The organism is uncultured Clostridium sp. (genome assembly GCF_937920395.1).
GTDB lineage: Bacteria > Bacillota > Clostridia > Clostridiales > Clostridiaceae > Clostridium_AD.
Genome location: NZ_CALEVF010000382.1, coordinates 1 through 12077 on the forward strand (window position 1 = coordinate 1; position 12077 = coordinate 12077).

Consider the following 12077-nt stretch of genomic DNA (forward strand, 5'->3'; position numbering starts at 1 on the left):
CCACCAATATTTTTTATTAAAGAACCTGCAACTAAATCTGCACCAACATCTGTAGGCTCTGTAGTTTCAATAAATTCTCCATAACAATTATCTACAAAACAAATTACGTTAGGATTTATATCTTTTGCTGCTTTTATAATTTCTTCTATCTCACAAATTAATAAAGCTTTTCTCCATCCATATCCAGTAGATCTTTGAATATGAACTAGCTTTATTGATTTATCGTTAAGCATTGTTTTTTTCATTAGATCTATATCAACCTTAGAATTTTTTAATTCCAGTTGTTTATATTTAACGCCAAAATCTTTTAATGATCCGATATCTTTTTTATTGGTTATGCCAATTATGTTATGTAGTGTATCATAAGGCGTTCCACATACAGAAAGCATGGTATCATTAGGTCTTAAATTACCAAACAATGCTGCCCCAATTGCGTGTGTTCCATTAACAAAATGTGGTCTAACTAGTGCACTCTCACAATTAAAAATTCTTGCATATACTTTATCTAATGAATCTCTTCCTATATCTCCATAACCATATCCAGATGAGTTTGTAAAATGAGATTCGCTAATTCTCTCATCTTGAAGTGCAGTCAAAACCTTAAGTTGGTTAAACTCCCGCACTTCATCAAGCTTATCAAACTCCCCTTGCACATCTTTTATTGCTATATCATAGAGGCCTATAGTTTTTGAATTTATTTTATACTTCTTTTGAAGATATTCTTTTGTTATGTCTAACATGATTTAGTTCCCCTTTGTATTATGTATTTTAATTTACCTCATTAATAATAACATATATCTAAACTATTTTAATATTATTGTGCCCTTTATTTGAATTTCCTCAGAATCAAAGGCTTGTATTCCTGATTTTTCTTCTACTGCAACTTTATACATTGCTTTTGCCACAGTTTTTCCGTATACTGGCTTATATTTTTTTAGAGCACCATTAAATATAAAGGGAATACATTTTGAAATAACTTCTGCTGCTTTTTCACCAAACCTAAATTCGGCTCTATCTCCTAAAAGCAAAGATGGTCTAAAAATTTTAAGACCTTTTAATCCTAAGTCACTAAGTATAGTTTCCAATTGACCTTTAACTTTGTTATAGAAAACACTAGACTTTATATTAGCACCCATTGATGAAATCACAAGAAATTGAGATACATCATTTTCCTTGGCTTTCCTAGCTAATGAAACTATATATTCTAAATCAACCTTTTTAAAGGCGTTTTTACTCTTAGCTTTTTTTATGGTTGTTCCTAGGCAGCAAAATATATGATTAAGCCTATCATCAAGCTTATAGGTATCTATTAATTCAAAATTTATTATTTTCTCTTCAAGCTTTTTATTGTTAATTCCAGTAGGTTTTCTAACCCAAACTATCACCTTTTCATACTCTGGGGACTCTAATAATATATTAACTAAATTACCACCAACAAGTCCGGTAGCCCCTACTACTAATGCTGTTTTCTTTTCCATAATTACCTCTCCTTACGATTAAATATATATAGTTTTATTCTTAACTACCCTTTTTAACCTCTTCAATAATTTCTTTAACAGTTTCCTTTAATTCCTCCCCAACTTTTTTATACTCTATATCATATTTTTCATTTTGACTTTTTATAAAGTACATTAAAGCATAATAAGTAGGCTTAAATTTATCCTTTAGCATAAGTTCTTTTTCATTAAATAGATTTAGTAGAGTGTTATATTGTTTTTTAGTCATTAGTAATATAAAATATTCATTAATGAACTTATCATATTGGTCTGTATCATTGGTTACTTGTAAAAACAAATGAGCCTTTTGAATGGATTCTTGTATTTTATCATTAAGAAGTAAGGCTTTCGATGATTCATAAATAGTACTAAAATCATTGTTTTCACTTTTATTAACTAGGGTGTCCCTATTACACCAGTTTTCTAAAAATTTTATAAGCCATAATACCTGCTGTTTCTCTTTTTCTCCTCCAAATCTTATTAGATACCATATGTTAAAGAATCGATCTTTAATTTGATACATATAATTTTTCTTATTTATAGGTATTTTATTTATCACTCCATTTTTTTCTAATTGATTTAGCTGAGCGGATACTTCTTTGCTTTGCATCCTTACTTTATCCGCAATTTCTCTAGTTGTTATGGCTTCCCAGCTTAAAGCAATAATATCAACAATTTCTTGTTGAACTGGAGATGAATTATCCATAATGTGTTTATAAAGAGGTGTTACTCTATCTGCTAAGGTATAGATGTCTTTAAGAGCCAGGCCCCTATCATTGTCTTCACTATTGAAAATCAATGACATTATTCTAGGAACTCCACCAGTTAACCTCCTATATGCTTCTATTTTACCTTTATTATCTTTGATTATTTCCTTTATGTTCTTATTATTAAAACCTTCACCTAATTTTTCAAGAAAGTCATTAGTTTCTTCTGTAGTTAAGCCTTTCAATGCTATTAATTTAAAGAAGTCATAAAATGGTTTTTCATAATCAAAAGTAAACTCTAAAACCTCTGAGGATGCTCCTATAAAACGAATTTCAGCAGAGGTTAATAAAATTTCTCTAAGTTTTTGTTGCTCAATAAGTTTAAATTTTTTTAAAATTATCTCAGCATTATCTATTAGAAGTATTAACTTTTTATTTTTTTCTTTAAGTCTTTGTTCAATTATTTTAAAAGATATATCCTCGTAGTCATCTTTCTTTGCATATGTAGCCATATGATCATAAAGTCCTTCAAATTCATAACTCTCTTTTTCAAGATTTTGGGCAACTACCTCCCAAAGCTTAAATAATCTACGAATACTATATTTCTCCTCTGGTAAAATAACTGGAATAAGTTTTTCTTTTAATTCTGGATCTCTTTTTATTTCAAAATATAACCTTTTAAGCAAGGTTGTTTTACCATACCCTCTTTGAGCCTCTATCATATAATGTTGCTCTGGATATTTCATGTCTGAACTTTTTATATCATTTATAATTTTCTGAAATTCTTTTTTTCTTATTACAAAACTATTAATTAATTCTTTCTGTGTTAAATTGTTGGGGTTATAAAAACTTATACTATTAGTTTGCATTCTTTTTACACCACCACATTCTTAATATGGGAGAAGTAAATGTATAAAATTTCTCCTCATCATCATTATTTATATATCCATCATCTATAAGAGTGTTTAACAGGTCTTTATATGTTTCGCAAAGATCATATTTCACAGCGTAATTGTACATTTCGTTATAAGATATCTTCTTGACCTCCGATGTTGATATTATATTTAATACTTCTATAATAAACTTATAGTCATTATTTTTATACACCACAAGTCTTTCTTGCCAACTACTAAATTTATTGTTTTCTTCGATCATACGTTTAATTGCAATATCTACTGATTTATTATGTATAATGCATAGATTGTCTTCATCATAAATGTCTTGGAGCTTATCCATAGCAAGTTGAATATAAAAAGGAATTAACCATTTAATTTCACTTAGCATATGATTTATAGTATCATCGTCCATAGAAAAATCTAGTCCTTTAAGTAGCTCATTTACAAGGTTTTTTCCTTCTGATTCACTTAGTGGAGTGACTTTTACTATATCTAAGTCATTTATAAACTTTGAAGAATCCATTCGTCTTGCAATACCCTCAAGGCTTATTGAACCTGTATATATAAATTGAAATTTATTATTTATATCACTATTTTGTCTTAAAACTCTATTACTCTGGAGCAGATGAACTGCATATGGAGTACCTTCTTTTTGTTGAATATTCTCGATTGTTTGAGCAAATTCATCTATCATTATAATTAATTTGTGCCCTTCTAAATCAATGGACCTCATGATTTCTATAAATTTATCATAATAATTATATTCAATATTTTTGCTAAACTTAACGGAGTCTATACCAACCTCATCTATGCTTTTAAAAACATTTTTAGCAATGTCTCTTATTGAATTTATTACTTTATCTCTTTTTCTTATTGAATCACAATTCAATATAGCCTTTACAATTTCTTTATAATACTTATTCTCGTCATATACTGATTCCGTAATTACATAAACTACATAGTACTTCTCCCTTGGGTTATCCTCTATATATCTCATTAAGGATGTCTTTCCTACTCTTCTTGGAGCAGAAATTATAATGCTACTATCTGAATCTATTTTTCTCCATAATTTATTTATTAGAATAGGCCTTTTAAAAAAATTGTCACCTCGTGCAGCTTGCCCAGTTGTAATTTTCATAATTAGTACCTCCTACTGTTCCTTTATTCCTTATATTTACAATTATACCTAACAAAAAATATTTTGTCAAGTTATTTAACAAAATATTTTTTGCCAAATAGAATAAGGCGCAAAAAAATATCACACCTATTATGAGTGTTGTAACTTAGATCAACAATTATGTAACAGCTAGCAAAACATGATTCTTGTAGTTTTACGAATTTAGAAAACACCAAATACCTCTCCATATGGAGTCAGCAACACATGAACCCATTACACTTTTTAATATAATATTTGTCATTCTCTCTCCCCTTTCACTATATACATAATATTTAAAATTATTATGATACTAACTTATAACCTCACCTATATATTTTTTTATGATTTTATTAAATTTGTTCCAGTATGGTGGGTATTCATTACTTCCACACTTACTAATTTTATTGCAATCAGTAAAACTTATTTTAAGTTTCCACTGTGTACCGTCACATATATCATTATCATAATATTTATCTTTCCAACAGCTTATTTCTAAAGTAGTTAGATCCTCTATAAAATCAAACCATTGTTCTGATGTCAAAGGTATTTCTTTTAATATAAAATCAGGATTAAGATTAATATCACTTTTGGGATGTTTTAAGTCAATAAACATTCCACCTGGTGTTTCTGCATACCTGATTAGCTTATTTTTTCTCTTTCCATCAATTAATATAAATTGAGATGTACCAAAATATCCACCCACTGAAAATTCAAACAAGGTCATCTCAGAAAAAAGATATAGTCCGTTACCACCAAAGTTCTGTTCACAACTTTTACAATGTCTAGTTGGAGTTATTATTGGAAGACAGCATCCACCTAATACTAATTCTCCTCGTTTAGATGCTTCAAAAGCTTCACTTGTTGGCATCCTATATAGTATCTTCACCGTGTCCATTGAACCACATGCAGGACATCTTCTTTTGGTCATCTATGTCACCTCTTCTAAATTTGATACAAAGCTTTAATACATATATTTTTTCTAGTTTAACATTGATTTTATTAACTTCCAATTATAAGAATAATGGGAAGTTGATCAATAACTATTATGGTTCTTTTTTAATATATGGTGCATTACAATATATGAATATTATGCCTCGCCGTATATTTCAGAGAAATATAAAATCCACGATTTTGTAACTTTAAAATTACTCATTGGATTTCCTGTTCCTCCATCATATACGGTGAAATCAGTAATTACGTAAATCATAGCATTTTCCTTATCAAGGGTATCTTTATCCAGTTCATATTGACCTTTATTAATGTCTATGGTCGCTTTAAAAGCTCCAATTGGATGTCCAGTTACAAATAAATTAGTTCTAATAGATATTTGAGGAGTTATATGAGTTATAATAACTCCTCCAATAATTATTATTAAAGTGAATAATATTATAATAATTTTTCTAACAAACTTCATTAGTTTCCTCCTCATTAGTACGTTATATTTTACCAATGTTACGCACTATAAAAAAACATATTTTATATTTAAAAATTATTAAGGATTTTGTTTGTTATCTCTATACAAATTCTTGCAGATTCATTAACTGCATTTTTGAATTCACTAACTCCACCAGTAATGCTATCAGATACAGTTTTTATCAATAAACATGGAGTTTTATTTTTATTACAAGTCAATACAATTCCAGCAGCCTCCATATCACAAATATCTGCATTAAAGTTATTATGCAATTCTTCTTTTTTTCTTTTCTTGCAATGAATTTATCTCCCGAAGCACAAATTACTTTTCTTAATAATGGTTCATTTTCAAGTGCCTTATCCACGATTTTCTTTGTTGTAGATATATAAACACTCGGATATTCAAGATATCTTCCAACATCGCATCCATCAGCCTCTGATGTATCAAAATCATAGTGGACAACACTTTCAACAATACACGTTCTTGCTAATGACATCTCATGTGTCAAACCACCTACAACACCAAAGTTTACAATAAAGTTCACTCTTAATTGTGATATTAAAAACTGTGTTGTCATAGCAGCAGCAATTTCCCCTGCTCCACTATGTATAACAAATAAATTATTTTCACCTAATTTATATTGATATACCGAATATCCTGCAAATTCTAATTTTTTAATGGATACCCCATATTTATTTAATACTGCTTCTATTTCAACAGCTACAATCATTCCTATATTTTTCACTTTATTCACCTCATAATATAAATATATTTACGTGACCTTATTCGACATAGTCGACATATCTCTTTTATTCTTTTCCACTATACTCATCAATTAAATATTCATTTTTCCAACTTCTCATTATTAGCCTAATGGTTATATGGATAATTAGAAAGTATAATCAAAATATTCATCTTTTCATTAGTACATAAATTTGTATATGTAGCCTACAAAGGAACTTGTGCATTTTCACTCAATTCTGTTTTAACACCTTATATGTATCAGTCCAATTTTTTGCTTCAAAATCACCATTTTCATCTTCATCCCTAATACGTTTATCTATTCAGCATCAAAATCAATAAAGTACTTTCTATTTGGTGTATGTATCGTGAGGGTTGCTAAATTAATATTGTCCTCTAAAATATCCACTCTGTATTCGAGCATGATATCATCATTTTGCTTCTTCATGAATAAGTAACTTCCTTCTTCTTGATCCTCGGCCTCATCACTTATTTCAGCGTAGATTTCTTCGCCACTGAATTCTCCAGGATATCCTGACTTTCTTATCTTTTCATCTATTGCTTTAAAAAACTGTTCCATTTTTTGCTCTCCTTCTTTTTTAATACACATTTCTCTTCAAATCAAGTATATACGATGCTTCTAAATAACAGCTTTAATCATTATTAATTAATGATCAGAGCAAAACCTCACTTATCAAGCTCACATGGTTCTCAATGACATCTAGGCTAGTAATTACTTCACTTGATACACATCATTAACTCTAAAAAAATTATAACATAAACTAATGACACTTTTAATACCATTGGCTTATTTCTTAAGATTATAAGCACGAATGGTAAGTGTGGTATTTCAAATCTACCTATGTTCCAAAGTTTTGATTTTCACTCCTCTAGGTAGAGCTCTCATAACCACCTTTTCCCATGGGGTTCCTATTACTTGGTCCATGACAGCTATTACTCCACGGTCATCCTTTGTTCTAATTAATCTGCCACAACCTTGTTTTCACTTCAATCCCATTTCAGGATAATCAACGGTTATAAGTGGATTCATCCCCTCTTCTTCTGCTTCTTTGCGCCTCATTTCAATCAAAGGGTCTAGGGAAGGAAAGGGAAGCTGCCAAACTACAACGAGAGATAAAGACTCCCCGGGCACATCAATTCCCTCCCAAAAGGTAGAACCTACTAATACAGATGTAACTTCCGCACGAAACTTTTGGACAAGATATCCTCGCTCACCTTTATCCTCCCATAAAACTTCAAAAGGTAGCTCATAACCACTAATTTCTTTTCTTATTTTCCTAACTTCCTTCAAAGAGTTAACAAGTATCAGCGCTCTTCCTCCATTTTCTTTCAGCAAAGATAGTAATTGTTTAATTTTACGTGAAAACTTGGCACTGTCAGTGTCCTCAAAGGATGGCTGATGTAAATAAACCACCACCTGTTCCTCAATATCAAAGGGACTTCCAACCGTTGATATTGCTGGATCCTTTAAACCCAGAGTCCTCATAAGGTAACCAAAATCACCGTCATCACTTAAAGTTCCTGAAGTAAACACCACAGGCAATTTTTTCGAAAATAAATGTTTATCTAGCATATTGCTCAAATTCCTAGGAACTACCCAAAAGCTGCCGTCTGTCCTATCTACCCAAGTAATAACTTCTCTGCCTTTATTCCTACCAAACCTAGCTAAGGCTGTAATTGATAGTTCTATTTGAATTTCATAGGTATGTAACGTGCTTTCCGGTAGCTCGTTTATGTATAGCTCTTCCTCAATTTGTATCTCTAAGAGCAACCGATCTAGTGCCTTATGAAAAGCATCAGCTGCTTTGAGAAGTATATCATCGGTGCGAACCGCCAGACGCTCTGATTGCTCATCTTCTATTACGTTTTGATTAAGTTTTTTGAAAAAGTTAAAAGAGGCTTTGCCCAAGGCAATTACACTTACAACCATTGAAGTTCTTGCTCCTTGGATTTCTTCTAGCGAAAGGATAATATTATCAATATCCTCTTTGTGAATTTGTCTTCCAGCACCCATGGCTGCCGGCAGTATGACTTTATGTCCTTCATCAAAAATCACCAGCGAGTAATCTGGAAGCATAGGCATTTTACCGTCTGCAATTCTTTCGTCCCTTGTCCACAGGTCCTGAAAAAAGATACTATGATCAGCGATAATTAAATCCTTGGAAGATCTGTAATGTTCCCTTACCTTAACAAGCTTACAAAAGCCTCTTCTGGTACAGGCATCACAGGGCATAGTTTTATTCCATCCAATCTGTCTCCATACACTATCGGATATGTGCGGCATTTCTGAGCGTTCACCTTTTGTAGTCATGGCTAACCATTGATTAATCTCATCAGAGGCTGTTGCATCGCCAAACACTTCCCCTATTCCACTAACTCTCTCATCACAAACATACTGACGAGGATCTTTTGCCATTGGCGCATCTATTTCTAATCCCAGTATTCGGGAAAGTGTTTGAATATCTCCCTTTGGCCCTGCCAGCTGTTCCTGAAGTGCTGTTGATGCACATGCAATTACTACAGGTTTTCCACTAAAACCAGCGTAGGCAATTGCAGTGAGTAAGTAGGCGAAGGTCTTTCCGGTACCGACCTCAGCCTCAGCCAGATGAACTTTTTTATTACAAATTGCATCAGCAAGCTGAAACGCAGTATATATTTGTTCATCACGTATCTCATATCCGTGTTTCGGAAGAATATCGTAAAAAACATCGCCAATCCAATCCATCAACTTACTTGGAAACTCTTTTTTTGTTTTATAATCAAAGGTGTGCCCTATTTTCTTATACAAAATTTTATCCTCCTGTTAACCTATGGAATACCATAGAAAATATTATGTGAAAATTTACTTTCAGTTATGTACATGCACATAGTTTTTCTTTATACACTAAACATAACCACCCTTACATTCTAAACTTTTTCAATAAGTATTATAACATTAACAATGGAGAAAAAAATTACATCTTTTAATGATTCTAATTTATATCACACAAAATCTAGTGAATTTTCTAGGATTTCATAAATAAGAAATAGAGTATTTACTACTAATACTCTGCGATAATAGAAATGCGCATTGAATACACAATCAGAGCATATGCTTTTTCATCATCTATGAAATTAATGAATATCATTACATGACTTCCAGGTAGAAGTGAATGATACTGTACATCGCTATCAAATCCACTCTAGCTTAATCATGTCAATACTTAATATTAAAGTAACTCAATTATAGTTGTGTTACTTTCACTTCGTTTTTTATATAGTTAAAACTTAAAATAGTTATAAACCAAAGAGGATGTAACAGGGGAATATTGTAACCAGAAGCAATAGGAAATTTCTAATTTTCAAATATGAAATTTAAACTTGGTGATTTAAAGCATTTTTGAGTATTTTAGAGATATATGTTAAGCTAATCATATAATAAATTCCTTCTCTTTACATTATAGGGATTTTTTAAAGATAAATTATTTTATAAAAATCAATTAAAAATCAATTAAAATAAAGGGGGGTAATTTAAAACATGAAGCTTTTAGAAAAACTAAAACTTAATAAAAAATTTTTAAGAGAATTTGATTACATTACAATTATAGTTGTAATCTTTATTGCAATTTTGGGATGTGTAACTATTTATAGCGCTACTTATAAAGTTTATGGAAATCATTATTTTAAATCGCAAGTCATATTTTTAATATTAAGTCTTATTATGGTATATTTTTTATTGTTGTTTGATTATATGTTGATAGAAAATTATGCTGTTATAATATATTGGGCTGGTGTTATATTTTTATTAATTAATCATTTTTTTGGTTCTACTATAAATGGTGCTAAATGTTGGATAAATATTGGTGGTATAGCAGTACAGCCCTCAGAGTTTGCCAAAATCGGAATGATCATAATGCTAGCTAAGAAGATAGATGAAATGGACGGGAAAATTAATAATCCTAAAAATTTATTACAATTAATAATGTATGCAGCAATTCCAATGATACTAATTTATAGACAACCGGATATGGGAATGACTATGGTTAATTTCTTTATAGTACTAGGAATAGTTTTTATTGTAGGATTAGATTGGAAAATAATAATTGCAGGAATGACTTCTATTTTACTGTTACTTATAGGTGTATGGAATTCATCAATTATACAACCTTATCAAAAGACAAGGCTTACGTCTTTTTTGGATCCTACTAAAAATACATCATCAAGTGGACTTCAGCTGGCTCAATCAACATTGACTGTAGGGTCAGGTGGACTAATAGGTAGCGGTTTCTTAAAAGGAGTGCAGTTTAAAAACATTCCAGAAAATTATACTGATTTTGTTTTTGCTGTTTTAAGTGAAGAAAGGGGGCTTATTTGTGCACTAATATTACTATTATTATATGGTATTATTATATATAGATTAATTAAAATTGCAAAAAACTCCAAAGATATTTTTGGAACTGTAATAAGTGTAGGACTTGTATCTAATTTGTTATTTTCAATTTTTCAAAATATAGGGATGAATATAGGAATTATGCCTATTACAGGAATAACACTTCCTTTTATGAGTTATGGGGGTAGTTCTCTTTTAACAAGTTTTATGTTGTTAGGCATTGTATTAAATATAGGAATGAGGCGAAAGAAAATAAACTTTTAGTATGCTTATAGTGTGAGAATACTATTAAATGTATCAAGGAAAATACATTATCTTATATATATCGTATAAAAAATTATCCTCTAAAAATATTTTGGATTTATAGTAATAGAGTGAAAGCTTAAGTGTTTAACAAAGTACCACCTTATCTAATGATATGGTGGTACTTTTGATGATATATACGAATGCTACAAACTAAATATTCAACTAACAACTTTAAAAAATAATAGTAATACTAAGATAAAAGGAATAAATGTTGCTGGGAATCCTTTATACCATTTTTTATTATATATAAAAGAAACTATAATCCAATTTATTGTACATCCTAAGAATATTAGACATGTACCATAAAATAAAAAGCAAGAATTGTTACTTATTTTATATATACCTGAAAGCAATATTGTATAAAACAAAAAATCTCCTAATCCTTTTGTTGGTATTGGTTTTTTATCTTTAAATGACTTACCATATACAATTAATTTCCACATCAAATTTTTGTTTGCCATAACTTTAGCATTTGTAGTTTTTGACCCAATTTTTGTGAAACTGATAATATAAAATATTGATACTCCCATACCAATTGCAATTAAATTGGATATTGAAATAATTTTACCGATTATAATTCCAATACAAATCACACATATCAAACACACCCAACTATTAATAATTAAATGTTATTTATGATATTTTACTTGTCGCATTTATAGCTAATATTAGTTAGTTACTAATAAACAATAAACCAATAATGTTGGCATTTGATTTGTGTAATGACATATAGGTTTCTATTTTTTATATCTATACTTGATTCATAGATATAAAAAAATAACATCTATAAAGGTGAGTTGCAAAATTAAAAGAATCCCCATTTCTGAGGATTCTTTTAAGCGTACACTATTATATTGTCGTCATATTTTACCTACTAACTTTTCCTAAACCGTCACCATTCATAAGTTTCATTACTTCGTCTACAGATGAAAGGTTGACATCACCATTCATGCAATATTTAAGACATGAAC

General features: G+C 30.1%; 9 protein-coding genes and 3 pseudogenes. 1 reads left to right on the forward strand and 11 read right to left on the reverse strand.

What is annotated here, in order from left to right:
* The 9 genes and pseudogenes from Q0649_RS22270 to Q0649_RS23135 all read right to left on the reverse strand — a co-directional run.
* The coding region (locus Q0649_RS22270; RefSeq protein ID WP_298847093.1) for a methionine gamma-lyase family protein at positions 1-740 on the reverse strand (740 nt) is incomplete at its 3' end.
* A 63-nt stretch (positions 741-803) separates the two neighbouring features.
* Positions 804-1478, reverse strand: a complete 675-nt coding sequence (locus Q0649_RS22275; RefSeq protein WP_298847095.1) for an NAD-dependent epimerase/dehydratase family protein — start codon at positions 1476-1478, stop codon at positions 804-806.
* Positions 1479-1518: 40 nt separating this feature from the next.
* Positions 1519-3072, reverse strand: a complete 1554-nt coding sequence (locus tag Q0649_RS22280; RefSeq protein ID WP_298847097.1) for a hypothetical protein — start codon at positions 3070-3072, stop codon at positions 1519-1521.
* Positions 3062-4237 (reverse strand): ATP-binding protein, encoded by a 1176-nt coding sequence (locus Q0649_RS22285; RefSeq protein WP_298847100.1) that lies wholly within the window; start codon positions 4235-4237, stop codon positions 3062-3064. Before Q0649_RS22285 ends, Q0649_RS22280 begins: the two co-directional genes overlap by 11 nt.
* 328 nt (positions 4238-4565) lie before the next feature.
* Entirely contained in the window at positions 4566-5183 is a 618-nt protein-coding gene (locus Q0649_RS22290; RefSeq protein WP_298847103.1) for a hypothetical protein, read from the reverse strand.
* A gap of 159 nt (positions 5184-5342) precedes the next feature.
* Complete coding sequence (locus Q0649_RS22295) at positions 5343-5669, reverse strand: hypothetical protein (RefSeq protein ID WP_298847106.1); 327 nt, start codon at positions 5667-5669, stop codon at positions 5343-5345.
* 68 nt (positions 5670-5737) lie between these two features.
* Positions 5738-6399, reverse strand: a pseudogene (locus tag Q0649_RS22305) (hypothetical protein).
* A gap of 330 nt (positions 6400-6729) precedes the next feature.
* Positions 6730-6990 (reverse strand): hypothetical protein, encoded by a 261-nt coding sequence (locus tag Q0649_RS22310; RefSeq protein WP_298847113.1) that lies wholly within the window; start codon positions 6988-6990, stop codon positions 6730-6732.
* Positions 6991-7266: 276 nt separating this feature from the next.
* Positions 7267-9156, reverse strand: a pseudogene (locus tag Q0649_RS23135) (ATP-dependent DNA helicase).
* Positions 9157-9948: 792 nt separating this feature from the next.
* Between Q0649_RS23135 and rodA the strand changes: the two are divergent.
* Complete coding sequence (gene rodA / locus Q0649_RS22320; protein WP_298847117.1) at positions 9949-11064, forward strand: rod shape-determining protein RodA; 1116 nt, start codon at positions 9949-9951, stop codon at positions 11062-11064.
* A gap of 200 nt (positions 11065-11264) precedes the next feature.
* Here the strand turns inward: rodA and Q0649_RS22325 are convergent, their stop codons facing one another.
* Both Q0649_RS22325 and Q0649_RS22330 read right to left on the reverse strand, forming a co-directional pair.
* Positions 11265-11699: a hypothetical protein gene (locus Q0649_RS22325; RefSeq protein ID WP_298847119.1), complete on the reverse strand. Its 435-nt coding sequence runs from the start codon at positions 11697-11699 to the stop codon at positions 11265-11267.
* Positions 11700-11973: 274 nt separating this feature from the next.
* Positions 11974-12077 (reverse strand): annotated as a pseudogene (locus Q0649_RS22330) (sugar kinase); the annotation flags it as partial.

Coding starts and splice junctions, on each gene's coding strand:
- Q0649_RS22310 (WP_298847113.1), bottom strand. CDS start 6,990: ATGGAACAGTTTTTTAAAGCAATAGATGAAAAGATAAGAAAGTCAGGA.
- Q0649_RS22285 (WP_298847100.1), bottom strand. CDS start 4,237: ATGAAAATTACAACTGGGCAAGCTGCACGAGGTGACAATTTTTTTAAA.
- Q0649_RS22280 (WP_298847097.1), bottom strand. CDS start 3,072: ATGCAAACTAATAGTATAAGTTTTTATAACCCCAACAATTTAACACAG.
- Q0649_RS22295 (WP_298847106.1), bottom strand. CDS start 5,669: ATGAAGTTTGTTAGAAAAATTATTATAATATTATTCACTTTAATAATA.
- rodA (WP_298847117.1), top strand. CDS start 9,949: ATGAAGCTTTTAGAAAAACTAAAACTTAATAAAAAATTTTTAAGAGAA.
- Q0649_RS22290 (WP_298847103.1), bottom strand. CDS start 5,183: ATGACCAAAAGAAGATGTCCTGCATGTGGTTCAATGGACACGGTGAAG.
- Q0649_RS22275 (WP_298847095.1), bottom strand. CDS start 1,478: ATGGAAAAGAAAACAGCATTAGTAGTAGGGGCTACCGGACTTGTTGGT.